Source organism: Amycolatopsis sp. cmx-11-32 (assembly GCF_047608695.1).
GTDB lineage: Bacteria > Actinomycetota > Actinomycetes > Mycobacteriales > Pseudonocardiaceae > Amycolatopsis.
This window is the reverse complement of record NZ_JADNQN010000003.1, coordinates 601,752-627,812: the sequence shown is the minus strand read 5'-3', so window position 1 is coordinate 627,812 and position 26,061 is coordinate 601,752. Positions and strand designations below refer to the sequence as shown.

Sequence of the window (26,061 nt, the reverse complement as noted above, 5' to 3'; positions counted from 1 at the left end):
TCGCGTCCCAGAATCAGCACACCCGTCCCTATCGCGCGGCTGAACCCCGGGCCGCAGAAACGAGCCGGAACCATGCGACTGCGCTCCTTCGCCCTGATCGCCGGCACCGCCTTCGCGGCGTTGCTCGGCGTGACCGCCCCCGTGGCGTCCGCCGCGGAACCGTCCTCCGATGTCCAGCCGATGATCATCGGCGGCCAGAACGCGTCGAGCGGCCCGTGGGCGGCCCGGCTCTTCGCCAACGGCCGTCAGACCTGTACCTCGACGATCATCGCGCCGCAGTACATCCTGACCGCGAAACACTGTGTGGCCGGCGGCGGCACGTTCACCTTCCGGATCGGCAGCCTCGACCAGCAGAGCGGCGGCACCATGGCCACCGGCTCGACCGTGACCCGCCACGCCAGCGCGGACCTCGCGATCGTGCGCCTCACCGCGCCGGTGAACGCCACGTACTCGCCGCTGGGCACCACCGCCAACGTCTCCGTCGGGCAGACCGTCCAGGTCTACGGCTGGGGCGCGACCAGCCAGTGCGGCTCGGAGATCAACTGCCAGTCGCGCTACCTGAAGGTCGCCAACGTCTCGGTCACGTCGGTCTCCTGCCGTGACTACAACGGTGGCATCGCGGTGTGCGCGCGCCGCGGCGACGGCATCACCGCCGGCGGGGACTCGGGTGGCCCGATGTTCGCTTCCGGCCGCCAGGTCGGCGTCGCTTCGACCAGTGACCGGCAGACGACCACCGCTTACACGAACATCACGCGGTACCGGCCCTGGATCCAGCAGATCGCCGGGGTCTGACCCCTTGGTGTGAGCGGAGCCCTTCCCGGTGGTTGCCGGGGAGGGCTCCGGCTCTTCGTGCTTGGTCACCTAAGCTCGACGTTCGCCTCACCCGTGGCGCTTGACTCCTCGCCTGAGCAGCGAGAGGTTCGCTTGAATGGAGACTATTCGCAGCCTGGCGTTCTCGCGATGACAAGCGCGCCATGCCCTGGCCCGCATAGTTTCCGCCGTCCTCACCCTCGCCGTGAGGGGCGCACCAGCCACCCCCGGGTGTCGCGAAAGCCACTTTCGGGACGTCAGACGTCCCGAAAGTGGCTTTCGCGACACCGCCACCGGGCAGTAACGCCATCCCTTCCGTGGTGGCGACCGGCGTCATCGCCGCTCTTATCGCACTGGGCCTCGGCCTGCTCCTGTGTTCGATGACCGGCACTCTGGTCACTCTCGGCGCCGCGCTGCTGGTGATCCCGATTTTCGCGCACTTTCTCCCATTACCGCTCGGAGAACGTGTCGCCTCGTTCATGCCGTCGAATTTGCCGCCGCAGCTGACAAGAATGAACGACGCATACGTTCTTCCGCCGATCGGGGCGGTGCTGGTGATGCTTTCCCGCGTCGCGCTATCGCTGGTCGCCGGAGTGGCTGGCTTCAAACGTCGCGATGCTTGAGGCGTGCCCGGTGGTTGGCCACGTTGACGCGGTTCCCGCACAACCCCGGCATGCAATAGCGACGCCGCCCGGGTCGTGTCGTGTCGATGAACGCGCCTCGGCAAGTAGGCGCGCCGCACGCACGGAACCGTTCCGTGCCGAGAGCCTGAACGACGCCGAGGATCCCGACGCCACAGATCACGGACAGTGCGTCCGACACGGAAGTGCCCGGTTGAAGTGAAACCGCCCAGCGCACGGAATTGTCGGCGAGGGTGACGTGACCGGCCGGTGATGTGAGTGCGGAGGCACCGGCGATGAGGCGTGCCCGGTCTGGGTGATCGATCAGTTCCCGCACCGTGGCGCGCAGCCGATGGACGGCGCGAAGATCACCGGGTCGAGTGGGCTCGGGTAGCGAGTGAAGGTCAGCGAAGACGGCGAGAGACGCGAGATCGGGCAGGTGATCTTCGCCGTGCCAGACCTCGGAAGCGGTGTTGACCAGGTCAGTAGCGATGCCCGCCGCCCAGACGTAATCGTCCAACGCTACTTGCATCCCTTACCAACCTCTCGTACGTTCACGGTTAACCGCCACTTTAACCCTTACCTGGAGGTTGTCCGTGGAGATCGACGCTTTGGTGTTCGACATACTCGGCACGCTCGTCGACGAGCCCGCCGGGATTCGTGCGGCGGTCCGTCAAGCCGTACCGGCTGCCGACGCGGATGAGCTGGTCAGCCGGTGGCTGGGTCACGTCGAAACCGAGCAGCGGCGCATCGTCGCAGGGGAGAGGCCGTACGTCGCGAGTGACGTCCTCGACCGCGAAGCCGCCCGGACGGAAGCGCTCGCGACAGCGGGCCGCAGGATGCCGCCCTGGCCTGACACTGTCGAAGGGCTTGCTCGCCTCGGCGAGAAGTACGCGCTCATCGGCCTCTCCAACGCCAGTCGGACGACCCTGCTCCGGATGAACGCCTACGCGGGCCTCCGCTGGCATCAGGCGCTCTCGGCCGAGGAGGTACAGAGCTACAAGCCTGACCCGGCCGTCTACGAACTGGCCGTCAAGGTGTCCGATGTGCCGCCGGAGCGGCTGCTGATGGTCGCCGCCCACGCTTGGGACCTGCGAGGTGCCCAGAGCGTCGGTCTGCGGACCGCCTACGTCGCCAGGCCCATCGGGGACCCCCCGTCGGCGACGGATCGGTTCGACTTCCACGCCGAAGATCTCGCGGATCTGGCCGTTCAGCTCGCAAATCATCGAATCTGATCAGAACTGTCGGTGCTTCCCGCTAGGTTCTTCCCAGTCCCCACCGAGGCACCCCGCAAGGAGAAGATGCGTTGTCAGACTGGGAAAGAGCGAGTACGGCCCGGGTGTTGCCACCGGCCCGCCCGCGCAAGCTCGCGAAGGTCCCGTTCGTCGAACTGGCCGACGGACGGGTGCAGGGCGTCGTGTCCAGCGGATCGGACATCGGGCGCGTGTACGTCTCGTCGGTCGCGGCGGGCACGTATGAATTCGCCTGCAGTACCAACAACAACCGGCCCTGCGGCGGGGCGCGGGGCATGTTCTGCAACCACATCCTCGCCTTGCTCAACGAGTCCGTCCTTCAGTACGGCGGCGAGCGTGTCGCGCGCTATCTGCGTGTGGAGCCTGACGAACTGACCGGCCAGGCCATTTCGCAGACCATGAGCGCGACCCGGCCGTCGCAAGGAGACAACACCGCCGCCGCGTCTGTCTTCAGCCAGTTCTTGCGGCACCTGGCATACCTGGAGTTCGAGCCGTCGACTGCTCCCGTGCCGGAACTGCACTGGTTCCCGCCGACCAGGACGGTGGTGTGATGCGTACCGATCTGCTCACCGACCCCATCGCCGGTCTCGACGAGGCATTGGCGACCGTCGACGCCTTCGATCGAGTACTCGTCTCAGGGCTGCTTCGCCCCCAACAGATCACCGGGCTGACCGGGTTGGCCGACGCCGTCGCGGGGTCGCCGCTGGCGGCGCGGGTCGCCGAAGCCGCCGAGAAAGCCGCGGCTGGAGCGGCGGGGGAGGAGCACTTCGTTTCCCTTGCCGCAGCGAGGATCGCGGTGTTCGGCTCGGTGCACGACGCCCTTGTCACCCGGGCCGCCGAAGCCACTGGTCGGTCGTCTGGAGAGGAAGCCGTTCGAACAGCCGCCGAGACGGAATCGCCGAATCTGCTGGCGGCCGTTCGTTCCTGGCTGTCCGATCTGGCCCGTGCCGGCTGGCAGGGCATCGACCACGACCTTATTTCGGCCTCGGCGCCGGTGATCTCCGCACTGCTCGCGGAACCGGGCCTGCGACGGCTGGCGGTCCTGCTCGACGGCTTCGCGGCCGAACTCGCGGCGTCCTGCCCTGGTGCGGCGCTGGAGCGCGTTCCCGTCCGGCGCTGGGGTGATCTATGGTCTCGCGGGATGCTGCTGACCGTGCCCGGAGTGGCGGCGACGCCCGCGATCGGCACCCTCACCGGCCGCCTGCTGCCGCTCGGGGTCGACCTGCTGGAGCATGCGACGGCCGCGCAGGCCCAGGTCCACGCGGTGTTCGAACCGGAGGACGGCATCGCGCCACGTCTCGTCCGCGCGAGCGTGACCGTGCCGAAACCGGACACGATCATCGGAGCCGGGATCTGGCAACTGCTACGCCCGCATCTGTCCTTGCTCGCGGCGGTCGGCGAGGGGCGCTCGATGGACCTCGCCGACATGCCGGTGACCGCGGAGGGCGACCTTCTCTGGAAAGACGAACTCGCCCGTCTTGGCGAGCCCGCGGACCCTTTCGCCACCGCACGTGTCGTCTTGCCGAAGGCCACCACGCCGTCGGCCGCGCCACTGGACCGGCATCCGGCGCGTATCGCCGTCCCTGTCTTCCTGGAGGGCTACAGCACTGAAGGCGACGAAGACGCGCTCACGTTCACGTTCGCGGGAAATCAACTCGCCGTCGAGACCGATCGCATCCCCGCCGCCGGTCCGCTGACCCCGAAGGCGGTCGCGAGCTCCAGTGCGTGCATCGGCCTGCTCCGGTGGGACGGCGGTTTCCGGCTGCAGCCGCTCGCCGTGGAGACCACCGTCCGCAAGAAGACCACCGCCGTGCACGCCGGAGCGTGGGCCGGGGGCACCACGGACAAGGTCGGGGTGAAAGCCGAGAAGGCGGCCACCGACGCCGCCGCCGTGCTGCGCGAACGTGCCGGAAGGCTGTTGCGGAAATGACCGAACCCGAGGACAACCGCCGCCAGGTCCTGTACTGGCGGCTGCTCGCCCGGCTCTTCGACAACGACGAGCAGGCCACGCTCGAATCGGCGAGTGTGGCCGTGGTCGAGGACATCGGCCTGCCGTCCGCGTTGCTGGACCCGAACGTCGCCGTCGACTCGATCGTCCAGCGCCATCCCGAGCTGGCCGCCGAGTTCGACGGGCTGATGGTTCCCGAACCCGAGGACAGCCGGGACAAGGCCGCGGAGGTGCGGCGCGCGGCGCTGGTGTCGAAGGTGCTCCTCAACGTCTTCGCCGCCGCACCCCACACGGTGACGGCCGGGCAGCTGTCCTGCTGGCAAGCCGACGCGGGCTGGCTCGAGCGCTCGCTGGGATGCCGTCCGGGTGAACTGCGTGGCGGTCGTCCCGGCGGAGCACCGACCGGACGCGGCGGCACGGGCGGAGGCGGGGCGCCCGACTTGAGCACGCTGCTCCCCGCGATCGGCCCGGAACTCGGCGCCATCGAGGCGGACCTCGTCAAGCGGATGCATCTACGTGAGGTCCTCGCCGATCCGGCGCTCGCGGCGAAGTTGAGCCCGAGTATGTCGCTCATCGAACAGTTGTTGCGGGACAAGGACAACCTGTCCGGAGTGGCGTTGGCCAACGCCAAGTCGCTGATCCGCCGGTACGTCGACGAGATCGCGGAAGTCCTGCGGACTCAGGTCGAGAAGGCCTCGACGGGCAAGGTGGATCGCTCGGTCCCGCCCAAGCGCGTGTTCCGCAACCTCGACCTCGATCGCACCATTTGGAAGAACCTCACCAACTGGAGCCCGGAAGAGGAACGGCTCTACGTCGATCGCCTCTACTACAAGCAGACCGCGAAGAAGACCACGCCACAGCGGCTCATCGCGGTCGTCGACCAGTCCGGTTCCATGGTCGACTCGATGGTCAACTGTGCCGTGCTGGCCTCGATCTTCGCCGGGCTGCCCAAAGTGGACGTTCACCTGATCGCCTACGACACCCAGGCGCTCGACCTCACGCCGTGGGTGCACGACCCCTTCGAAACCCTGCTGCGCACCAATCTCGGCGGCGGCAACGACGGCATGGTCGCGATGGCGCTGACCCAGCCGAAGATCGCCGAGCCCGCCAACACCGTGGTGGTGTGGATCTCCGACTTCTACGAGACCCGCGTCGAGCAGCTCTTCGAAAGTATGGCCGCGATCCACCGATCCGGGGCGAAGTTCATCCCGGTCGGCTCGGTCACCAGCGCCGGCCGAGGCAGCGTGAACCCGTGGTTCCGCGAGCGCTTCAAGGACCTCGGCACACCGGTGATCTCCGGCCACATCACCAAGCTCGTCCACGAACTCAAGACCTTCCTCACCTCCTGAACTTTCCGAAAGGCACGACATGTCCGACGTCTTGCGCGCCCCCGCCGAACTCAAGTACGCCGAAGAGCTGGACTGGCTGGAGTCGGTCGACGACAGCCCCAAACCGTTCGCCTGGCGCCTGTCCCCGAAGATGGTTCGCCTGTTCGTCCTGGGCGCCGAGCGCGCCGACGGCCTCGACCGCGAGATCTCGCAGAAATGGTTCGGCGACCGGAGCATCGTCGAGCGAGCCATCGTCACGCTCGCCTCCGACCGAGGGCTGCTGCTGATCGGCGACCCCGGCACCGGCAAGAGCTGGCTCGCCGAGCTGCTGGCCGCGGCGATCTCTCGTAACTCCACGCTCGTCGTGCAGGGGACGGCCGGGACCACCGAAGACCACATCAAGTACTCATGGAACGTCTCCATGGTCATCGCCAAGGGCCAGTCCCGCGACTCGATGATCCCGTCGCCGATCATGACCGCGATGGAGGCGGGCTCCATCGGCCGTTTCGAGGAGCTGACCCGCTCCACCAGCGACGTGCAGGACGCGCTGATCTCGATCCTGTCGGAGAAGTACATCTCGGTGCCGGAACTGGACAGCGACGGCATCGTCTTCGCCAAGCCCGGCTTCTCCGTGATCGCCACCGCCAACAGCCGCGACCGAGGTGTCAACGACCTGTCGTCCGCGCTCAAGCGCCGGTTCAACTTCGTCCGCATCCCGGTGGTGACGAACAAGAAGAGCGAGGCGGAGATCGTCCGCTTCCGCACCGAGGAACTCCTGCGCCGCCACCAGATCGAGCTGGACGTGCCGCCGACGCTGCTCGACGTGCTGTTGCGCAGCTTCGGCGACCTGCGTGCCGCGGCGGCATCTGCGGGCAGCGACGACGAGAAGCTGGAGTCCGCGTTGTCCACCGCCGAACAGATCGGCGTCCTCGAAGACGCGGTACTGCACAGCAACTTCTTCGGAGAACGCGCGCTGACCGCCCGTGCGCTGGCGTCTTCGCTCGTCGGCTCGCTCGCCCGTCGTGAGCCGGAGGACCTGGCGATCCTCAACAAGTACCTGCACGGCGTCGTCGAGCCGCGCAGCAAGGACGAGGGCGGGGACTGGCCGGAGTTCCTCGACGGCGGCCGCGACGCGATCGCCACCCTCTCGTGAGCGGCGCCTTCGAGGCGCTGCGCGGCCAGTTGCAGGAGGCCGCGGCCGCTTTCGCCGACGGGCCCGGCGCACTGGAGGGCATCCTGCTCGGTCTCGTCGACGACGTCGACCGCGCGGTGCGGGAGCCGCTGGAGATCTTCCCGGTCTGCCACCATTCCCCGGCTTCGGCCGTGGCGATGGCGCGGCGGTTGCGGGAGAAGCAGCCGAAGGTGGTCTACCTCGAACTGTGCGAGGACATGGCGCCGCTGCTGACCGAGCTGCGCAACTGCCGTCTTCCGGTGGCCGTGCAGGCTTTCGCGACGGACGTGAAGGGATTCCCCGCCGACTGGGCGCCGCTGTCGGTGGTCGCGCCGATCACCGAGGCTTCGGCCGAGTACCAGGCGATCGCGTATGCCCTCGACACCCCGGGTGTCGAACTCGTCCTCGTCGACCGCTCGGCCGACCATGTCTTCCAGTGGGACGAGCGCGAGCCCCAGGTGGATCCGGACGCCCCGCCCGCCGAGGAAGAGGCGGCGTTGCACGGCGACGCGATCGGTGTCGAGATCGGTGATCTTCGGCCTCGGTTCGCCGAACTCGAGGAACACCTGCTGCGTCACGGGCGGGTGCGGCACTGGTCGGAATGGTGGCACCAGTACGTCGAACTGCCACTCGGCGACGGCGACCACGACACCTATCGCCAGGTCATGTTCCTGATCGGCAGCCTGTTCCGCAGGCTCGCCCCCGGGGACACCCGCCGCGTGCGGGTGGACGAGGACCGCGAGCGCTACATGTGGACCCGGATGCGCGAGCACCTCGCCGCTTCGGGTGCCGATCCCGCGGACTGCCTCTACGTCTGCGGCGCGTTCCACGCGGCCAGCCGGGTCGCGGAGTTCGGCGTCGAGGGCACGGACGGGTTCGTGATCAGCCCGCGCAGCGCGAGCGCCTGGCAGTACGGGCTGATCCCGTCGAGTCACGCGTCGATCGAGGCGCAGTTCGGCCTCGCCGGGGGATCGGTGTCGATCGCCGCGACCGAGTGGGCGAAGAATCTCAAACGCACCAAGGTCAAGCAGTTCCAGCTGGAAGGGCAGGTGGGCGGGCCGAAGCGAAAGAAAGCCGCGGAGCTGCCCACTCCCACGCCGGATCCGGTGTCGTCGGATCATCTTTCCGGCTTCCTGCAACGACCTCCGGTCCTGGACCGGCTGGACGAGGCCGAGTTGCTCGGTTGGTCGGTCGAGGTCGTGCGGGCGGCGCGCCGCAACGGATATCTGTCCTCGACGGCCGACGCGATCGCGGTGTTCGAGACCTCGATCCTGCTGGCCGGCCTGCGCGATCGGGCGAAGCCCACGCCGTACGACTTCCAGGACGCGGCGGTCACCTGCATCGAGAAGGAGGTCGTGCCAGGCAGGCGCGACGTGCGCCGCATCGTCGAGATCATGATGGGCGGCGACCGGATCGGCCAGGTCGGCTACGACGCGCTGCCACCGCTGGCACGCGACGTGCACGACAGGCTCGAGCCGCTGAACCTCAAATTGCAGCAACGAGGTGTGCAACGAGCGCTGCTCGACATCGCTTCCCAACCGGAACTCGAACCCTGCTCTGATCTGCTGTGGATGCTCCGGTATCTGATGCCGCACGGCGCGGCGCGGCCGATCATGGGGGAGCGGCGGCTCGGCGAACGGCCGATCCAGGAGTCGTGGGATCTGGCGCTGGGCACCCATCAGCGGGCGCTCATCGAGCTGGGTTACGAGGGTGTCAGCATCGAACAGGTGCTGGAACAACGGCTCCGGCGGTCCGCGTACCACCCGCAGGTCACCGCGGCGAAGGCGCTCGGAGCCGTCGAGGACGCGACGCTCTATCTGCGCGGCGCCCGGCTGGCGGGGGAACTGGGCACGCGCGCCTTGGAAGTCCTGTCCACCGAACGCACCGTCGACGGCGCGCCGGAGGTACTGCGGCGGGTGCGAAGGCTGCTGGCGCATTACCGAACCAGCGAGCCGGTGCTACCCCGGTGGGTCGAGGACTTCGTCAGGACGGGGTACGCGCATTACTGCACCCTGCTTCCGGCGGCCTTCACCGACGAGGAGGCCGGTGTCGAGCAGGTCGCCGCGATGCTGGGCTTCCTGTTCAGCATGGAGGCGCTCGCCCTGTCCTTGGGTTGCGACCGTACCCAACTGGAGCTGGCGATCGCCGGATCGCATCCACAGGAGCCGTCGAAGGTGGCGCTGCTGTGGGCGGCCCAGGTACAGCTCGGCCGGCTCTCTCGTGCGGAACTGCGGGAGAGGTGCGCCGGTCTGCTGGCGAACCCGTTGGTGCTGCCCGCGTACCCGCGTTACCTGAGTGGTTTCGTCCACGCGCTGGAACCGGCGCCAGGACTGGCCGACTTCGTCGTCGAGGCGGTGTCGAACGCCTTCGCCGAGCTTCCGGACAGGTTGTTGCTGCCCTGGCTGCCGACGTTGATCACCACGCTGCGCTCGCGTGGGGCGGACCTCGTTCCGCTGCTCGTCCGCGAAGCCGGGCGGGTCTTTCCCGGCCGTCTCGCGGCGCTCGACGCATGGGTCCCGCCCTGGAAGAACCAGCCGGAAAACCCTGCCGCACCGAGGAAATCGGGTGGGAGCGGCTTGGCACTCCTGGCCGCGCATCCGGCGGCCTGCGACGCGGTGGCGAACCTGCTGGGCTGTGACGAGCCGTGGGGGAGTACCGCGCCGACAGGCTTGGGGCTGCTTGAGCGGTATCCGGACTCCGCGGCGGCGCTGGAGGAGGTGCTCACCGGCGGGTGACCTTCGGTGACCGGGATCCGGGTGGTCCGCACCACGCGGCCGGTCCGGTCGATCATCAGATGCCGTACGTGGTCCCAGGTCGGTTAGTAGGTGACCGCGTGCAGCTCGTCGGCATGGGCGTCGAACTTGGTGTGCGCGGTGTAGAAACCTCCAGCGAACCGCTGAAATCGAACGGCCCCAACGTGTTCAGCTCGTCGTCGAGTTCGTACGGCCGGGGACCGGACTCCTGGAGGGCGAGGATGCGGCCGTGGTGGCGCTCTCAAGTACAGGCAGCATTTCCCGAGATGCACCTGTTCAGCGACGACGAGCTGTGCGCCATCGGCGTACTCATCCGGATCGTCGTCGCCGAACGGAGTGTCCTTCACCAGGCCTGTGAGGTGGCGGCCCGGCTCGAATCACTGAGTCCGCACCTTCGCGTCGAGGTCGTCCCCAAGACCACGCACGGACTGTTCCTCGAGAAACCGGAACTGCTCACCGCCCGGATTCTCGAGGCCGTCCCGGTCAAGCCTGGGGCTTGGCGTCCGGCCATGAGGGGGAACGGCCGAGCAGTGCGACGATCGTGTCCAAATCGGACGGTCCCTTCTCGTCGACGGCCGGGCCGAACGCGGCACCCGGTGCCCTCCGGATCTGCCCGTCCGGGATCGACTCGGCCAACCGCAGCCCGGCGTCGAGTACCTCTTGCTGGAATTTGAGCGGCAGGCCCAGGGTCTTGGCGACGTCCCAGGAGTGCACCAGGTAGTCCACGAAATGGAAACCCAGGGCCTGTTCCGCGGTGAAGGTGATTTCGGTGGAGAACTCGGGGAGCGCGAACCTGCGGGCTTCGAGGTCGTGGGGGACGAAGGCGTTCAGGACTCGGTTGACCGAGTCGCGGTAGGTGGCGATGGGGTCTTCGCCCAAGGGGATCAGGCGCCAGTGGTCGAGGTGGCTTTCCCCGTCGGCCGAGGCGGCGAAGCCGTAGTGCTGGGTGGCCATGTGAGAGAGGAGGCCGTGCAGGGTCCAGGCGGTGCAGGGTGTCGGTTTTTCCAGGTCGCTGGGGGTGATCTGGGAGACGAGGTCGAGGCTGGCCCGGACCACGATGGCGTCGAGGAAGCGAAGGTCATTGATAGGCATATGCATATCATCTACATATGCATATGAGTTAGTCAACCGATTTCGGGAGATCGATCGGTATGGTCTGCGCATGGCGGAGCAGAGGAGGCCGGATCTCGCGGCGATGCTCGGCGGGCTCATGCGACGGCTGATGACGGCCGAGTCGCCGGTGCTGGCCGAGCACGGGTTGACCATGTGGGGTTACGTGGTGCTCAGCGCGCTCGACGACGGCCCCGTCCGCACGCAGGCCGCGCTCGCCAAGGCGATCGGCGCGGACAAGACGCGCATCATCGGCACCCTCGACACACTCCAGGAGGACGGCCTGATCACCCGCGAGCCGGATCCGAGGGACCGCCGGGTCCGGCTGCTGGGGATCACCGACGCCGGCCGCGCCGCGCGGCGGTCCACTCAGACGCGGATCCAGGAACAGGAGGAGCGGCTGCTCGACCAGCTGCCCGCCGCCGACCGCGAGGCGTTCCTCAAAGCCGCGCGCGTGCTGTCCGAGGCGCAGTGGCCGTGAGTCAGCGGTTGGTCAACGTCTGGAACCGCGTGAGGAACTCCGGTTCGTAGTCCTCGTCGACGTGATTGACGTTCCACAATCCCGATCGCGGACCTTCTCGCTTTCCGCGTGCTGGCCGAGCCATCCCCCGCTCGGGCGGTCGGGCGCGTCGCGCCGGTTCGAGAGCGGCGCGATGCTGTTCCGCTCGATGTAGCCGCGCAGGCTGGTACCGTCAAGGTCGGTGGGCACCGTCGGCGAGCGGAACGGCATCCGGCCGATGTACTCGCTGACCTGCCGCTCGATCTCGGTCTCGGCCCACTCGGGCAGGCGGCGCTTCCTTGCCCACGCTGTCAGCAGCTCCCCGGATCCTCCGTCGCGTTTGATCAACGCGGTCCCGACGTGGGACGCCACGCAGCCCGCCGTCATCGACCTTGGACTTGGCCAGGACCCCGGCCCGTGCGCGGAGCATCGTCTCCGACCAGACGGTGCCGGTCTCATCGGCGTGCCCGCCTCGGGTCTTGCTCTTCGAACAACCGAGGATCGTCAGGGCCCCGCGCGGACCGATCGCGTCCAAAACACGGGATGCCTCCACCGGGCGAGCCTATCCGGTGACGCGCTGATCGGACGCTGACCGGGCACGGGCATGCTGGGGAGCACAGACATCGAAGGAGGAGCATGCCGCCGCTCGTCGTGCACGGCCTGTGGTCCCCAGGCCGCGGGATCGTGCTCTGGGGCGAACACGGCGACCGCCCCGCGACGACGTCGATGCGGCCGTCGATGTCGGCCCGGCCGCATCCGTTCGCCGCGTCGGTGGCGGATCTGACCGCGCTGCACCCCGGCAAGCCCGCGTCGGCCACCCTGCTGCTGCCGTCACGGCGCGGCGGCCCGGTCGCTTCGCCCGAACTGGGTGCCCGCGGCCGTCCGCAGCAGGAACTGTCGCTGGAACCCTGGTCGGTACCGGCGCTCCTGATCGACCCCACCGAGCTGGGGGATCTCGCCGACACGGTCAGCTACGGCACCTCCGTCCGCCACCTCCGCGCCATCGTCCGGCTGGCGGACGACCTGGTGCGCCGCGGCCGGGTGCTGCCCACCCTCGTGCGGAACGAGATCGTGGCGCGAGCGCGCTGGCGGCCGGTGGCCCGCGGTGGTGACGCGGTCGCGCTCCAGGCGCTGATCGCGGCCACCCCGCCGGTCGGCCGGGCCGAACACACCAGGCCGGACCCGGCGGCGCTCGTCACCGACGCGCTCCACACTCTCGTCGACACCGCGGTCCGCGAGCGCCTGGCCGCCGCCGGCCACGCCACGGAAAGCGACGGGCGCGAAGGTCCATTCGGATCGTGGCTCCACGCCCTGAAGTCCGCCGACGACCGGATCAGCCAGGCACCGGGGCGGCTGGGGATCGTCGCCGAGGGCATCGCGGCCTGGGACGCCCTCGGTGACACAGACCTCACCGAGGGCACCGTCTGCCTCCGGCTCGACGAGGTCCCCACCCTGTACGGCCCGGTCGACGACCCCGACGACCAGACCGGCGACGGAACAAAGTGGCAGCTGCGGTTCCTCTTGCGCTCCGCGGCCGACCCGAGCCTCCTCCTCCCGGCCGAGGACGTCTGGTCCGGCAAGGCCGGAGCGAAGTTCACCGACCCCGAAGGCCTTTTCGCCGCCGAACTGGAGCGAGCCGCGGGAGTGCTGCCGTTGCTGGGTCCGGCGGTCCAAGCCGACAAGCCGGGTCTCTACGACCTCACCGTCGCCGAAACCGTGGAGTTCCTCGACGGCGGAGCGGAGCGACTGGTCGCGGCCGGTTTCGACGTCCAGCTCCCGGCGAGCTGGGGCGGCAGGCGGAAGCTCGCGCTCAAGCTGTCCGTCCGCGGCGCGCCCGTCGACCAGGCCGCCGTGCACCGTCTCGGCCGTCACCAGCTCGCCTCCTACCGCTGGGCGCTCGCGATCGGCGAGGACGCGCTGACCGACGAGGAACTGGCCGGGCTCGCCGCCGCGAAGTCGTCACTGGTGCGGCTGCGCGGCCGGTGGGTGAGCGTCGACCCCGAGCTGCTGCGCTCCGGCCTCGAGTATCTGCGCCGCGACGCGGACTGGGAGAAACCGCCACTGCCGACGCCTGCCGAACTGCTGGCGTTGCTCCACGGGTTCGATGACACGCCGCTGCCGGTCACCGAGGTCACCACCGACGGCTGGATCGACGATTTCCTCGCAGGCCGCGTCCAGCGCACCATCGCTCCGGTCGAGCCGCCGCCGACCTTCCTGGCGACCCTGCGGCCATACCAGAGCCGGGGCGTCGCCTGGCTCGCGTTCATGACGTCGATCGGCCTCGGCGCCTGCCTCGCCGACGACATGGGACTCGGGAAGACCGTCCAGCTGCTCGCGCTCGAAGCGATCGAGCGGGCGCACGACGACACCGGACCGACACTGCTCGTCTGCCCGATGTCGCTGCTCGGGACGTGGCAACGCGAAGCGGCCAAGTTCGCGCCGGAGTTGCGCGTCCACATCCACCATGGCGCCGACCGCGAGCACGGGGCACGGCTGGCCGCGCGCATCGGCGGCGCGGACCTCGTCGTCACCACCTACTCGACCGCCGCCCGCGACGCCGACGAACTCGCGGGCACCCGGTGGCACCGGCTCGTGCTCGACGAGGCGCAGGCGGTCAAGAACCAGAACACCGGTCCGGCACAGGCCTTGCGCCGGATCCCGGCGGGGCACCGGGTCGCCCTGACCGGGACGCCGGTGGAGAACCGGCTCGCCGATCTGTGGTCGCTGTCGGATTTGCTCAACCCCGGCGTCCTCGGTGGCAGGCAGGAGTTCCGCGAGCGGTTCGAGGTGCCCATCGAGCGCCGGGGCGACTTGACCGCGGCCACCGAACTGCGCCGGCTGACCCGGCCGTTCCTGTTGCGTAGGCTCAAAACCGATCCCACGGTGCTCGCCGACCTGCCCGAGAAGATCGAGATCCGCCAGGAATACCGCCTCACCCGCGAGCAGGTGACGCTGTATCGCGCGACCGTGGACGAGATGATGACCAAGATCGCCGACAGCGCCGGGGTCAAGCGGCGTGGCAACATCCTCGCCGCGATCACCAAGCTCAAGCAGATCTGCAACCATCCCGCGCATCTGCTGCACGACGGTTCGCCGATCGGAAGCCGTTCCGGCAAGGTCAACCGGCTCGAAGAACTCCTCGCGGAGGTCCTGGAGTCGGGCGACCGCACGCTGTGCTTCACGCAGTTCGCCGAGTTCGGGCATCTGCTGGTGCCGCATCTGTCGCATAGGCTGAACGCGAAGATCGCCTTCCTGCACGGCGGGTTGTCACAGCAGCGCCGCGACTCGATCGTCGAACACTTCCAATCGGGCGACGGTCCGCCGATTCTGCTCGCGTCGCTGAAGACCGGGGGAGCGGGGCTGACGCTCACCGCGGCCACCCACGTCCTGCATCTGGACCGGTGGTGGAATCCGGCTGTCGAGGAACAGGCGACCGACCGCGCCTTTCGCATCGGCCAGCGGCGGAGCGTCCAGGTGCGGAAGTTCGTCTGCCCCGGCACCATCGAGGAACGCATCGACGCCGTCATCACCAAGAAGGAAGCGCTGGCCGGCCTCGTCGTCACCGACGGGGAGGACTGGCTCACGGAGCTGTCCACCGATTCGCTGCGTGACGTCTTCGCACTGGGACGGGAGGCGGCCGATGACTGACGGATTCCGCCGGGCACTCGACGAACTGGGCGTCCACAAAGGACTCGTGCCGCCCTGTCGGGTCGACACCCTCACGATCGGGCCCGGCGCGGCCGTCGCCGAGGTCCGGGTGACGCGGCAACGGTTCTACGAGGTCCGCGTCGGCCTGCCGACGTTCGGCAAGCAGGTGTGGACGGCGGTCACGGCCGCCATCGTCGCGGAGGAGGCCACGACGGCCGCCCTGCTCGACGGGCGGGTCCCGGACGACGTCGAACGCTTCTTCGTCGCGGAGCAGGTGCCGCTGTTTCCCGAAGCCGCGTGGGAACTGTCGCTGGACTGCACGTGCCCGGGCACCCGCGTTCCATGCGATCACCTTGTCGCCGGGCTGATCGCACTGGAGCAAGAGGCCGAGACGGAACCGTTCTCGATCTTCGCGCTTCGCGGACGCGATCGCACGACGCTGCTCGAAGACATCGGACGTCAAGCGGGCGCCCGCGTCACGGCCCCATCGGCCAATGCCGAGGCACCCGCTCTGGACGAGGTCATGGACGACTTTTTCGGCTGGGGCCCGGCCGGGGACGTCACGAACACGCGACGACCGCCGTCCGGTGACCCGCTGGGACTGCTCGACGAGGTCCCGCCGCTCAAGGCCACGGTGGCCGGAACCTCGGTCACTGCCCTGCTTCGACCGCTCTATCGGGTGCTCACCGGTCAGGAGTGAAAGAACTCCGGCTCGCGTTTCTCGGTGAACGCGGCCATACCCTCTTTCTGGTCCTGGGTGGCGTTCGAACCGGAGCCCGTCGGCCAGACCGGACTCGGAGGCCTGGTTGACGGCTTCCTTGACCATCATGGCCGCGGGACGCCGACATGCTCGCGATCTTCGCCGCGACCGCGTGGGCCTCTTCGAGCAAGCTCTCGGCAGGCACTGCAGAGCTGCTGGCGGTAGTCGGGGCTTGATTTCTGGTGCCTGCAAGGGCCGAGTGGGGAGGATTTTGGACGTTGAGCGCCCGAAAGGTTCCCCGCTCGGGCGTGTGCCGGGGCATGTCCCCCTGAACCCTTGTTGATCAAGCTCCGCGACCGGTGTGATCCCGCGACGATGGAGGAATGGGGACACTCAACGTCCCGATTTCTCCATCGTCAGCTCACGCAGTGACGAATACCGCCTGACCTACAAGATTTCGACTTTGCCGGGACCTTGACCCTCAAAGTTGGAAGGAGTCCTTCACGGCGTCGCCGACCCGGGACTTTCCACCGGTTGTGAACCGGATCTGGTAATTGTCGGATATGAGCGACCAGCCGACCGCCGCCGAACTCGCGGACGAACTCCTCGACGCCCTCGCGGCCGAGATGCCGTTGATGGCGACCTTCGACAACATCCCTGGGCACGACCACGAACTGCGCGACGTCTCCGAGGCAGGGGACGCGCGGCTGCGGGAGGTGGCCGTCCGGGTCGCGGGGCACGCCGCACGGTCGGCCGATCCGGACCGGGTCACGCTCGGCGTGATCACCCATCACGCGGAAGGGCTTCTGGCGAGGCTGGACTCCCGGAAGATCGAGTTCATCTTCGGCGATCCCATGGCCGCCGAGGCGGCCGGGGTACTTTCTTGGCTGCCGCAGCTGGCACCGTCGGGAGAACAAGCCGAGGAGGACTACCTGGCCAGGATGGCGGCGATCCCCGCGTACCTCGCGGGCCTGGCCGACCGCTATCGCACCGGGATCGACGCGGGACGGCCGCCGGTCGAACGCGCGGTCGGCAACGCCATCGCCCACGTCGACCGGTTTTTGGCCGTCGAACCCAACGCCCTGCTACTCCCGCCGCTGACCGGCGATCGTGGCGCACGGCGGGAACGGCTGTTCACCGAGCAGGTCCGGCCGTCGCTCGTCGCCTATCGCGAGATGCTCGCCCGTGACATCGCCGGGCACGGGCGCCCCGACGAACGGCCGGGTCTCTGCTGGCTGGAAGGTGGCGAGGAGACCTACGCGCGGCTGGCCCGGACGCACACCACCACCGGGATCTCCCCGGCGGAACTGCACGAGACCGGCCTCGAAATCGGTCGTGCGCTGGACGAGGAGTACCGCCGTCTCGGCACCGCCGTGTTCGGGGTGGACGATCCCGCCGAGGTCCGGCGCCGGTTGCGCACCGACCCGTCGCTGTGCTGGCGTGACGCGGACGAGATGGTCACGACCGCCGCGGAAGCGGTCGCGCGGGCCACGGCCGCGGCGCCCGGCTGGTTCCGCGAGGTGCCGTCCGCCGAATGCGTCGTGCGGGCCGTGCCGGAATCGGACGGGCCGTCCGCCGCGCAGGCGTACTATCTGACGCCGTCGGCCGACGGCACTCGTCCGGGCGTCTACTACACCAACACCTACCGGGTGGAAGAGCGGTTCCGGTTCATCGCCGAGTCCGTCGCCTTCCACGAAGCCGTTCCAGGGCACCATTTCCAGGCTTGCCTGTCGCACGCCCTCGACGACGTTCCGTCGCTGCGCAAGCTGGTCCCGTTGTCGGCGTTCGACGAGGGCTGGGCGCTTTACACCGAGCGGCTCGCGGACGAGATGGGTCTGTACTCCGACGACGTGATGCGGCTGGGCATGGTCGCCGAGGATTCCCTGCGTGCGGCGCGGCTGGTCGTCGACACCGGACTGCACGTGCTGGGCTGGACCCGGCAGCAGTGCGTGGACTACCTCACCGAGCATTGCGTGCTCAGCGACATCGAGGTGCAGTCCGAGACCGATCGGTACATCGAATGGCCAGGCCAGGCGCTCTCGTACATGACGGGCAGGCTGGAGATCCAGCGGCTGCGCGCCCTCGCCGAGAAACGCCTGGGCGAGGCCTTCGACGTCCGCGACTTCCACGACCTCGTGCTGAAACAGGGGCAGGTGCCGCTGCCCGTACTCGGCGACATCGTCGGAGAGTGGATCGAGTCAGAGGCGAAGTAGCTTTTCGACGTTGCCGTGCGCGATCTTCTCGCGGTCGGCTTCGTCGATGGGCGCGGTCTTGAGCAGGTCCACCATGGGCTCGTTCGGGGTGTACGGATGGTCGACCGAGAAGATGATCCGGTCCGCCCCGAGTACGGCCAGCGCGCACTGCAGCGGCGGGAACGTCGCGTAACCGCTGGTGGTGATGTGGACGTTGGTCTTGAAGTAGTCCGCGACCGGCTGGCGCAGGTGCTCGTTGATCGGCGTCAGCACGACGTCGATCCGCGACAGCGCGAACGGGATCATCTCGCCCATGTGACCGATGACGATCTGGAGGTCCGGGTACTCGTCGAGGACCCCGGAGACGATGAGCCGCAACAGGTGCACGGCGGTCTCGGAATGCCAGCCCCAGGCCGCGGTGGCGAGGTTGTCGGCTTGCAGGTCGGAAAGTCCCGAGAAGTAGGCGTCCAGCACGGGTTTCGGCGGAAGCGCCGGGTGCAGGTAGAGCGGGACGCGGAGTGACTCGGCGGCGGCGAGCACCGGCTGAAACGCGGCGTCGTCGAGGAAACGGCCGGTGGTGAGACCGTTGAGCATCGCGCCCTTGAGCCCGAGTTCGGTCACGGCACGGCGGAGTTCGTCGGCGGCCGCGTCCGGTGCCTGCATCGGGAGGGCGGCGAAACCGGCGAACCGGTCGGGATGGTGGGAGATCGCGTCGGCGAGCGCGTCGTTCGCCTGGCTCGCCCGATGCGCTTCTTCCGGCTTCAAGGCTTCCGCGCCCGGGACGGCGTGCGACAGGACCTGGACGTCGATCCCGGCCGCGTCCATCTCCGCGATCCGGCCCCGGCCGAGGTCGCGGAGCTTCCTCCGGATGCCGGCCATGATCGGGTGGTCACCCAGTTCCCCTTCGCCTTCCTCGTTGTACAAGGTCGGGTGGGTGAAATGCTCCTCGATGGCGATGACCTTCAACTCGACCCCTCCACGCGCACGATCACGGACTTGGACGTCCAGTCTTCTCGTTTCGCGCTCTCCGGGGGTCTTCTTTCGTGCGGAGCACGCGGCGCCGGGAGTGTCCCCGGCGCCGCGTGTTCTCAGTCGCGCTTCGCGAGTGTCGCGACCTCGGCGTCGGACAGTGACCGGTCGTAGAACCGGACGTCGTCCACCGCCCCGCGCAGGAAGTCGACCTGCTGGCCGCCGTACTGGCCGCGGCCGATCACCGTGTGGCCGGTGCTCGGCTGAGCGGCGCAGGCGTTCTGCGAGGCGACTTTCTCGCCGTCGACGAAGAGCGACAATGAGCCCGCTTTCGCGTCACGGACCCCGGTCAGGTGGTACCAGCGGCCGACTTCCGGCTTCTCCGGCGACAGGGCGCGGAGACCGACGAAGCTCATCGCCCACCGCTGGTCCTGCCCGGAGTACTGCAGGAAGAACGCGCTGTCGCGGCCGGTGTCCTGGCTGACGACGGTCTGGAACGCGCCGCTAGCCTCGTCCAGCTTCGCCCACGCCGAGACCGAGTAACTGCCCGCCGTGTCTACGAGGTTCGCGCCGGTGTCAGCCTGTCCGTTCCCGGCGAAGGCCAGCGCACCGCCCTCGACACCGCCTGCCCACTGGGCGTTGGTCAGCGCCGCGTGCGCGTTGCCGACCGAGTCCGCGGCACGGGAACCGTTGCCCTCGTTGAATTTGTACGCGTGCACACCGGTGAGACCCGGAGTGCCGGGGCCCGGGTCGGGCGCGCCGGAACCACTGCCGTCCGCGTTGCGGATGATCGCCTGGTTGACCGCGCGCACCTGCGCGAAGTCCATCTTCTTCACCTGCCTGTCGTAGGTGAAGAAGCCGTTGACCTCGTGCTCGACGTCGGTGATCTGCGTGTAGATCGAGCCGCTGATGGCGCAGCTCTGCGCCGACGCGAGCACGTCACGCTGGTTCTGGACGTAGCGGCTGTTCAGGGTCGTCTGGTCCTTCACCATCTCGTAGGCGTGGCCTTCGCCGAACCACATGTGATCCTTGACCTCGAGGCCGTAGCCGCCGTGCTCACCGTCGATCGAGATCCGCTTGCCGTCGGGCATCGGCTTCGCGGGGCCAGGGTAGGCGTGCCAGTCGATGACATCGCCCTTGCCGGAGTCGCCGAGGGAATCGCAGCAGTTGACGCCGCTGTGCGCGTTGACCAGCCGGGTCGGGTCCTGTGCCTTGACGCTGTCCGCGATCTTTCCGGTGGTGTCCCGCGACCACTCGCCCCAGCCCTCGTTGAACGGCACGTAGCCGACGATCGAGGTCCAGTTCTTCTTCTGCTCCACCAGTTCCTTCAACTCGACCTGGAACTGCCGCTGCGCGTCGGCAGGCGGGCGGCCGCCGGTACGCATCGACGGCATGTCCTGCCAGACGAGCAGGCCGAGCTTGTCGGCGTGGTGGTACCAGCGGTCGGGTTCGGTCTTGATGTGCTTGCGGACCGTATTGAAGCCGAGGACCTTGTGCTGCTCGAGGTCGAAGCGCAGCGCCTTGTCGGTCGGCGCGGTGTAGATGCCGTCCGGCCAGTATCCCTGGTCCAAAGTGGACTGCAGGAAGAGGATCTTGCCGTTGAGGGTGAACCGGAGTTTGCCGTCGGCACCCTTCGCGGTCCCGAATTCACGCATGCCGAAGTAGGACGACACCTTGTCGACGGTGCGCCGTCCGTCCTTCAGTTCGACGTCCAGGTCGTAGAGGAAGGGCGAATCCGGCGACCAGAGCTTGGCCTTGGGCACCGGCAGGGAGATCGTCCCGGCGGCGGAGGCCCTGCTGCGGCTGACCACCTTCCTGCCGTCGCGGACCACGGCCTCGACGGTCAGCCCGGAAGCGCCGCCGGTGTCGACGGAAAGCTTCAGCGTGGAGGACTTGAGGTCGGGGACCATGCCAAGGGTGCCGACGTGCCTTGCCGCGACCGGCTCCATCCAGACCGTCTGCCAGATACCGGAGGCGCCCTCGTAGAAGATCCCGCGATCGGGGGTCAGGCGCTGCTTGCCGACGGGCTGCCAGGTGGCGTCGGCGCGATCCTCGACGCCGACGATGATTTCCTGTTCTCCCTTCGGTTTCAGCGCCGAGGTCACGTCCGCGGAGAACGCGCCGTAGCCGCCCTGGTGCGCCGCGACCTCCCTGCCGTTGACGTAGACCTTCGCCTTGTAGTCGACGGCGCCGAAGTTGATCCGGAGGGTGTTGTCCTTGCCGACGCCCCAGTTCTTGGGCACCGTGAATGTGCGCCGGTACCACATGTGGTCCTCGTGGCGCTGGATCCCGGACAGCGCAGACTCGGCGGGGTAGGGGACCAGGATCTTCTCGGCGAGCCGCTCGCCGAACGGCGGGACCTCGCCGGGTGCGGCGCCGGCGAACTCCCAGACCCCGTTGAGGTTCTGCCAGTTATCACGCACCAGCTGCGGCCGGGGATACTCGGGCAACGCGTTGGACGGCGATACCTGGTTGGTCCACGGGGTGGTCAGGCGAGGCTTGCCCATTTTCCAGCCGCTTTCCGCAGCCGTCGCGGCCCCTGACGTCAACGCCAGGGCGGAGACCATCGCGACGGCGGTGGCCAGTGTCTTTCGACAGCGTCTGGTACTACTTCGGGGGCGATGAGGTGACAACGTTGACAACATCTGCTCGACACCCTTCTCCGGGGGCGGCCGCCTCGGCGGAGGTACGCCTCCCGTTGGACTTGTGCAGGCGTGAAACCACGGCCCCGTGGCCGAGGGAACCGGTGTGAGCTGGGCCACGGCAAGCCGTCAGACTTTTTTACATCGTTGATACAACGTTGTAAAGCGTCGAAGGGTGCGGAGGAAGGGTTGATGTCTCCAATGGGGCATTGGAGACATCAGCCGAGCGATCAGGCTTCGTATCTCCTCTCGTTGACACAGCAACTGACCGATAAGTAACTTACTGAGGAGTCAGATCGAACGGGGACAACGATGTCAACCGAAAACCGGTCCTGGTGGGGCTGGGGCACCACCGACGGCGAATTATCCGAACAAGAATCCGACGCGCTCGTCGTGCGCACGGCGGCGGTCCTGCCTGGCCACGACTTCACCGACCATGCCCCGCCGAAACCCTCGGACCTCGATGTCCCACCTTCGCGGATCCGCCCTCCCGGGGCGCTCGCGGCGTTGTGCGGTGACGAACCCGTCGACCGGTTGTCCCATGCTCGTGGCAAGGCCTTCCGCGACGTCGTCCGTAATCTGCTCGGACATCTCGACCACATCCCGGATCTGGTCGCCCGGCCGCGCACCGAACAGGACGTCATCGATCTCCTTGACTGGTGTTCGGCTTCCGGAACCCCGCTGATTCCTTATGGTGGCGGCAGTTCCGTGGTCGGCGGGATCGAACCGCGCTTCGACGGGCCCGCGGTGTCGATGGATCTGGCGGGTCTCGACGCGGTGCTCGAAGTGGACACGGTCAGCCGCGCGGCCCGGATACAGGCAGGGATCTTCGGCCCGGCCCTGGAAGACCGGCTTCGCCCACTGGGGCTGACCCTGCGGCACTTTCCGCAGTCGTTCGCCCATTCCACCCTCGGCGGCTGGCTCGCCACGCGCGCGGGCGGGCATTTCGCCACGCTCGCCACGCATATCGACGACCTCACCGAGTCGATGCGCGTCGTCACCCCGGCCGGGATCAGTGAATCGCGACGGCTGCCCGGATCGGGCGCCGGACCGTCGCCGGACCGAATGTTCCTCGGTTCCGAGGGTACCCTCGGCGTGATCACCGAAGCCTGGATGCGCCTGCAGGACAGGCCGGTCTGGCAGGTCACCGCGTCGGTCACCTTCGAGCGCCAGGAAGACGCGGTCGCCGCCACCCGCGCGATCGCGCAGTCCGGGCTGTATCCGTCGAACTGCCGCCTCCTCGACCCGGCCGAAGCCTTCATCAACGCGGGCGCGAGTGTGGGCGGCGGCCTTCTCCTGGTCGGATTCGAATCCGCCGACCATCCAGTGGACACCTGGCTGGACCGTGCGCTGGAACTGGCCATCGGTCACGGTGGCCTGGTGAAAGCCCGCCGCGACAAGCATTCCGGGCGCCAGGGTGGCGATTCGGCGTCGGCGTGGCGTTCTTCGTTCCTGCGGATGCCGTACCAGCGCGACGCTCTCGCCCGCCGGTCGCTGATCGTCGAGACCTTCGAGACCGCGTGTACCTGGGAAGCCTTCGACGAACTGCACCACGCGATCACCTCGGCCGCCCGCGCCGCGATCGACGAGGTGTGTGGCGGCGCCGGTGTCGTGACCTGCCGCTTCACCCACGTCTATCCCGATGGTCCCGCGCCCTACTACGGGATCTACGCCGCCGGGCGCTGGGGGAGCACGGTCGGGCAGTGGGACGAGATCAAGGCCGCGGTGTCCGAGGCGATCGCCGGTCACGGCGCCACGATCACCCATCACCACGCCGTCGGCCGCGATCATCGCCCCTGGTACGACCGGCAGCGTCCCGATCCGTTCGCCGCCGCGCTTTCCGCCGCCAAGACCGCCTTCGACCCGGCGGGGATCCTCAACCCCGGTGTGCTGATCCGCTGACCGGCGGGTGGACGAACGAGGTCAGCAGCGCGGTGAACCGCAGGGCGGCCGACGACGACGTCCGCCCCGCCATGGTCTGCACCTGTGCTTCGCGCTTGCGGAAGACGGCGTTGTCGAGAAGCACGTAGGCGACACCCTCGGTGGCCGCGTCCCGCCGGACGTCGCCCAGTCCGCCGACGAGCGCCAGCCCGCCGCCGCAGCGGACGAACTCGTACTTGGGGCTCAGTTCGTCGCACACCAGCACCGGACGCGTCGCGAGGTTCTCGATCCGGGCGGCGATGTCGAACAGATCGCGCAGGCTTTGGCCTTGCGACGGCAGGGCGAGGGGATGTCCGCACAGTTCGGCGAGCCCGACGGAGTCGCGGCCGGTCAGCGGATGGCCGAGCGGGACGATCGCGTACACCGGAACGACGACGGCGCTTTCGACCCGCACACCGTGCTGTGGCCCTGTCGTGAACGTGACGGCGACGTCGGCCGCGCCGTCGAGCACGCGGCGGGTGGCTTCCTCGCGGTTCACGACGTCGATGTGGAAGGTGACGTCGTTTTCGCGGCGGAAGGCGGCGATCGCCTGCGGCACGACACGGCGGGCGAATCCCTCCGAGCAGGCGACGGTGACCGAACGCGCTTGAAGCCCCCGCCCGGTGCGAAGTTCGTCGACGAGGACGGCCGATTCGGCTTCGCCGCGGCGGACGTGGTCGAGTAGCCGGTTCCCGGCGTCGGTCGGCTCCATGCCACGCGGATGCCGGACGAACAGCGGTACCCCGATCCCGGCTTCGAGCTTCGAGATCTGACGGCTGATCGCCGATGGCGCGACGGTCAGTTCGGCTGCCGCTTCGGACACCGAGCCGGTGCGGGCGACTTCGAGGAAGTACGTCAGCGCGATCGGCAGCAGGCGCATGGGTCTTCCTTTGCCTCGATCAGAACGCAGGGCACCGTAAACGGCAATGGTCAGTGTAGGGCGAACCGGCTTACGCTCTCCTCGACATTCGGCGGACGAATCGGGAGAGAACGTGCCCACCCCAGCGGAACTGGTTTCGAAGGCCCGAGCACACGTGGACTCGGGCGCCTTCTTCGCCGAACTCGCCGAACTGGTCCGGTATCCGACCGTCAGTGACCATCCGGACGGTCGCGTTGCCATCAAGGCATACCTGGACGAGGTGCTGACTCCGGCACTGACGGCGCTCGGCTGCTCGGTGCGGCGGTATCCCAACCCCGACCCCGCCGGTGGTCCTTTCCTGATCGGCACCCGGATCGAGTCGCCGGAGCTGCCGACCGTCCTGTGCTACGGCCACGCCGACGTCGTCGACGGCCATGAAGGGCGGTGGAGCGAGGGCCGCGACCCGTGGACGCTGACCGCGGACGGCGAGCGCTGGTACGGCCGTGGCTCGGCGGACAACAAGGGACAGCATCTGATCAACTTGACCGCGCTCAGGCTGCTCCTCGCCGAAACGGGCTCGCTGGGGTTCAACCTCAAGTTCCTGTTCGAGACCGGCGAGGAGATCGGCTCACCCGGTCTCGGCGAGTTCGTCACGGCACAGTCGCCGGCACTCGGCGCCGACGTCCTCATCGCCTCGGACGGCCCGCGGCTGGACGCGGCGACGCCGACGGTATTCCTCGGCGCGCGCGGCAGCGTCCGGATCTCGCTCGACGTCGACCTGCGCCCCGACGCCTATCACTCGGGGAACTGGGGAGGAGTGCTGCGCAATCCCGCCACCACCCTCACCGGGGCGATCGCCTGTCTCGTCGACGGGCACGGTCGCATCCAGGTGCCAGGGCTCCTGCCGCCCGAACTCCCGGACAGCGTCCGCGAGGCACTCGCGGAGATCCGGATCGACGGCAAACCAGGTGATCCGGCACTGGAGGAAAGTTGGGGCGACACCGGGCTTTCGGCCGCTGAGCGGCTCTACGGCTGGAACACCCTCGAAGTCCTTTCGCTGGGAGCCGGCGACATCGACCGGCCTGTCAACGCCATCCCCGGCAAGGCCCGCGCGGTACTTCAACTTCGCTACGTCGCCGGGACCGATGTCTCGGGTGTCGCGGACACGATCACGAAACAGCTGGCCTCGCACGGGTTTTCGATGGTCGAGGTCAGCGCCGAAGCGAGTTTTCAAGCAAGTCGCACCCCGGTCGGGAACCCGTGGGTGGGCTGGGCGAAAGGCGTCCTCGACGAGGTTTCCGACCGGCCGGTGGCGATCCTGCCGAGTTTCGGCGGCGGCTTGCCCAACCACGTGTTCACCGACATCCTCGGCATCGCGACGCTGTGGCTGCCGCATTCCTACCCGGGTTGCCTGCAGCACGCGCCCGACGAACACCTGCTCGCGCCGATCGCCAGGGAAGGCCTCGTGCTCGCCACTACCCTGTTCCACGCGCTCGGCCGGTTCACTGCTCCCGCAACAGGTACCGCCGCAGCTTCCCGCTCGCGTTCCGCTCGGTGACCGCCAGCGCGCCCGCCTTGAGCACGGCCAGCGAGACCGCGGCGCGCACGGTGTGTTGGTGCCTCTCAGGAGTACGCGGTT

At 68.4% G+C, this 26,061-nt stretch carries 20 protein-coding genes; 14 read left to right on the top strand and 6 right to left on the bottom strand.

All coding sequences use genetic code 11. The features are described from left to right. Positions 1–72: 72 nt before the first annotated feature. Together ACM6LR_RS11785 and ACM6LR_RS11780 are read left to right on the top strand one after the other, a co-directional pair. Positions 73–792 carry a S1 family peptidase gene (locus tag ACM6LR_RS11785; RefSeq protein ID WP_414938654.1) on the top strand — a complete coding sequence of 240 codons (720 nt, stop codon included), beginning with the start codon at positions 73–75 and terminating at the stop codon, positions 790–792. 335 nt (positions 793–1,127) lie between these two features. Continuing rightward, positions 1,128–1,433 carry a hypothetical protein gene (locus ACM6LR_RS11780; RefSeq protein ID WP_414943737.1) on the top strand — a complete coding sequence of 102 codons (306 nt, stop codon included), beginning with the start codon at positions 1,128–1,130 and terminating at the stop codon, positions 1,431–1,433. Here the strand turns inward: ACM6LR_RS11780 and ACM6LR_RS11775 are convergent. Continuing rightward, on the bottom strand, positions 1,414–1,962 hold the full coding sequence (locus ACM6LR_RS11775) for a CGNR zinc finger domain-containing protein (RefSeq protein ID WP_414938656.1): 549 nt from the start codon (positions 1,960–1,962) through the stop codon (positions 1,414–1,416). The genes ACM6LR_RS11780 and ACM6LR_RS11775 overlap by 20 nt on opposite strands. Positions 1,963–2,026: 64 nt before the next feature. On the opposite strand from ACM6LR_RS11775, the gene ACM6LR_RS11770 reads away from it, so the two are divergent. From ACM6LR_RS11770 to ACM6LR_RS11745, 6 genes are all read left to right on the top strand, one after another. Further along, positions 2,027–2,665: a haloacid dehalogenase type II gene (locus tag ACM6LR_RS11770; protein ID WP_414938657.1), complete on the top strand. Its 639-nt coding sequence runs from the start codon at positions 2,027–2,029 to the stop codon at positions 2,663–2,665. Positions 2,666–2,736: 71 nt separating this feature from the next. After that, the gene (locus ACM6LR_RS11765) at positions 2,737–3,234 is read left to right on the top strand and encodes a hypothetical protein (RefSeq protein WP_414938658.1); all 498 of its coding nucleotides are present in this window, start codon (positions 2,737–2,739) and stop codon (positions 3,232–3,234) included. Next, on the top strand, positions 3,234–4,613 hold the full coding sequence (locus tag ACM6LR_RS11760) for a hypothetical protein (RefSeq protein ID WP_414943736.1): 1,380 nt from the start codon (positions 3,234–3,236) through the stop codon (positions 4,611–4,613). Before ACM6LR_RS11765 ends, ACM6LR_RS11760 begins: the two co-directional genes overlap by 1 nt. Further along, positions 4,610–5,980, top strand: coding sequence for a VWA domain-containing protein (locus ACM6LR_RS11755; protein WP_414943735.1), 1,371 nt, complete (start codon positions 4,610–4,612; stop codon positions 5,978–5,980). Before ACM6LR_RS11760 ends, ACM6LR_RS11755 begins: the two co-directional genes overlap by 4 nt. A gap of 19 nt (positions 5,981–5,999) precedes the next feature. Continuing rightward, positions 6,000–7,112, top strand: a complete 1,113-nt coding sequence (locus ACM6LR_RS11750; RefSeq protein WP_101608346.1) for an ATP-binding protein — start codon at positions 6,000–6,002, stop codon at positions 7,110–7,112. Then, entirely contained in the window at positions 7,109–9,865 is a 2,757-nt protein-coding gene (locus tag ACM6LR_RS11745; RefSeq protein WP_414938661.1) for a DUF5682 family protein, read from the top strand. Before ACM6LR_RS11750 ends, ACM6LR_RS11745 begins: the two co-directional genes overlap by 4 nt. Before the next feature lie 501 nt (positions 9,866–10,366). Here the strand turns inward: ACM6LR_RS11745 and ACM6LR_RS11740 are convergent. Then, the gene (locus tag ACM6LR_RS11740; RefSeq protein WP_414943734.1) at positions 10,367–10,975 is read right to left on the bottom strand and encodes a TIGR03086 family metal-binding protein; all 609 of its coding nucleotides are present in this window, start codon (positions 10,973–10,975) and stop codon (positions 10,367–10,369) included. 70 nt (positions 10,976–11,045) lie between these two features. Between ACM6LR_RS11740 and ACM6LR_RS11735 the strand changes: the two genes are divergently transcribed. Beyond that, positions 11,046–11,474 (top strand): MarR family winged helix-turn-helix transcriptional regulator, encoded by a 429-nt coding sequence (locus ACM6LR_RS11735; RefSeq protein ID WP_414938663.1) that lies wholly within the window; start codon positions 11,046–11,048, stop codon positions 11,472–11,474. A gap of 12 nt (positions 11,475–11,486) precedes the next feature. On the opposite strand, the gene ACM6LR_RS11730 is transcribed toward ACM6LR_RS11735, so the two are convergent. Then, positions 11,487–11,864 (bottom strand): hypothetical protein, encoded by a 378-nt coding sequence (locus ACM6LR_RS11730; protein WP_414938664.1) that lies wholly within the window; start codon positions 11,862–11,864, stop codon positions 11,487–11,489. A 264-nt stretch (positions 11,865–12,128) separates the two neighbouring features. Here ACM6LR_RS11730 and ACM6LR_RS11725 point away from each other — a divergent pair, with 264 nt between their 5' ends. From ACM6LR_RS11725 to ACM6LR_RS11715, 3 genes are all read left to right on the top strand, one after another. Then, positions 12,129–15,140: a DEAD/DEAH box helicase gene (locus ACM6LR_RS11725; RefSeq protein WP_414943733.1), complete on the top strand. Its 3,012-nt coding sequence runs from the start codon at positions 12,129–12,131 to the stop codon at positions 15,138–15,140. Continuing rightward, positions 15,133–15,840: a hypothetical protein gene (locus ACM6LR_RS11720; protein ID WP_414938666.1), complete on the top strand. Its 708-nt coding sequence runs from the start codon at positions 15,133–15,135 to the stop codon at positions 15,838–15,840. Before ACM6LR_RS11725 ends, ACM6LR_RS11720 begins: the two co-directional genes overlap by 8 nt. Before the next feature lie 563 nt (positions 15,841–16,403). Next, complete coding sequence (locus ACM6LR_RS11715) at positions 16,404–18,053, top strand: DUF885 domain-containing protein (RefSeq protein WP_414943732.1); 1,650 nt, start codon at positions 16,404–16,406, stop codon at positions 18,051–18,053. Here the strand turns inward: ACM6LR_RS11715 and ACM6LR_RS11710 are convergent. Together ACM6LR_RS11710 and ACM6LR_RS11705 are read right to left on the bottom strand one after the other, a co-directional pair. After that, a complete protein-coding gene (locus ACM6LR_RS11710; protein WP_414938668.1) occupies positions 18,039–18,998 on the bottom strand; it encodes an amidohydrolase family protein in 960 nt (319 codons plus the stop codon). The genes ACM6LR_RS11715 and ACM6LR_RS11710 overlap by 15 nt on opposite strands. A 122-nt stretch (positions 18,999–19,120) precedes the next feature. Continuing rightward, a complete protein-coding gene (locus tag ACM6LR_RS11705) occupies positions 19,121–21,568 on the bottom strand; it encodes a LamG-like jellyroll fold domain-containing protein (protein ID WP_414943731.1) in 2,448 nt (815 codons plus the stop codon). A 387-nt stretch (positions 21,569–21,955) separates the two neighbouring features. Between ACM6LR_RS11705 and ACM6LR_RS11700 the strand changes: the two genes are divergently transcribed. Further along, positions 21,956–23,545 (top strand): FAD-binding oxidoreductase, encoded by a 1,590-nt coding sequence (locus ACM6LR_RS11700; protein WP_414943730.1) that lies wholly within the window; start codon positions 21,956–21,958, stop codon positions 23,543–23,545. On the opposite strand, the gene ACM6LR_RS11695 is transcribed toward ACM6LR_RS11700, so the two are convergent. Beyond that, on the bottom strand, positions 23,520–24,443 hold the full coding sequence (locus tag ACM6LR_RS11695; protein ID WP_414938671.1) for a LysR family transcriptional regulator: 924 nt from the start codon (positions 24,441–24,443) through the stop codon (positions 23,520–23,522). The two genes, ACM6LR_RS11700 and ACM6LR_RS11695, sit on opposite strands and share 26 nt — an antisense overlap. A gap of 112 nt (positions 24,444–24,555) precedes the next feature. On the opposite strand from ACM6LR_RS11695, the gene ACM6LR_RS11690 reads away from it, so the two are divergent. Further along, positions 24,556–25,980, top strand: coding sequence for a M20 family metallopeptidase (locus tag ACM6LR_RS11690; RefSeq protein ID WP_414938672.1), 1,425 nt, complete (start codon positions 24,556–24,558; stop codon positions 25,978–25,980). Positions 25,981–26,061 lie beyond the last annotated feature (81 nt).

Excerpts from the sequence above, each read along its gene's own strand:
- ACM6LR_RS11785 (WP_414938654.1), top strand. The coding sequence starts at position 73 with ATGCGACTGCGCTCCTTCGCCCTGATCGCCGGCACCGCCTTCGCGGCG.
- ACM6LR_RS11775 (WP_414938656.1), bottom strand. The coding sequence starts at position 1,962 with ATGCAAGTAGCGTTGGACGATTACGTCTGGGCGGCGGGCATCGCTACT.
- ACM6LR_RS11760 (WP_414943736.1), top strand. The coding sequence starts at position 3,234 with ATGCGTACCGATCTGCTCACCGACCCCATCGCCGGTCTCGACGAGGCA.
- ACM6LR_RS11755 (WP_414943735.1), top strand. The coding sequence starts at position 4,610 with ATGACCGAACCCGAGGACAACCGCCGCCAGGTCCTGTACTGGCGGCTG.
- ACM6LR_RS11750 (WP_101608346.1), top strand. The coding sequence starts at position 6,000 with ATGTCCGACGTCTTGCGCGCCCCCGCCGAACTCAAGTACGCCGAAGAG.
- ACM6LR_RS11740 (WP_414943734.1), bottom strand. The coding sequence starts at position 10,975 with ATGCCTATCAATGACCTTCGCTTCCTCGACGCCATCGTGGTCCGGGCC.
- ACM6LR_RS11735 (WP_414938663.1), top strand. The coding sequence starts at position 11,046 with ATGGCGGAGCAGAGGAGGCCGGATCTCGCGGCGATGCTCGGCGGGCTC.
- ACM6LR_RS11725 (WP_414943733.1), top strand. The coding sequence starts at position 12,129 with ATGCCGCCGCTCGTCGTGCACGGCCTGTGGTCCCCAGGCCGCGGGATC.
- ACM6LR_RS11720 (WP_414938666.1), top strand. The coding sequence starts at position 15,133 with ATGACTGACGGATTCCGCCGGGCACTCGACGAACTGGGCGTCCACAAA.
- ACM6LR_RS11715 (WP_414943732.1), top strand. The coding sequence starts at position 16,404 with ATGAGCGACCAGCCGACCGCCGCCGAACTCGCGGACGAACTCCTCGAC.
- ACM6LR_RS11705 (WP_414943731.1), bottom strand. The coding sequence starts at position 21,568 with ATGGTCTCCGCCCTGGCGTTGACGTCAGGGGCCGCGACGGCTGCGGAA.
- ACM6LR_RS11700 (WP_414943730.1), top strand. The coding sequence starts at position 21,956 with ATGTCAACCGAAAACCGGTCCTGGTGGGGCTGGGGCACCACCGACGGC.
- ACM6LR_RS11695 (WP_414938671.1), bottom strand. The coding sequence starts at position 24,443 with ATGCGCCTGCTGCCGATCGCGCTGACGTACTTCCTCGAAGTCGCCCGC.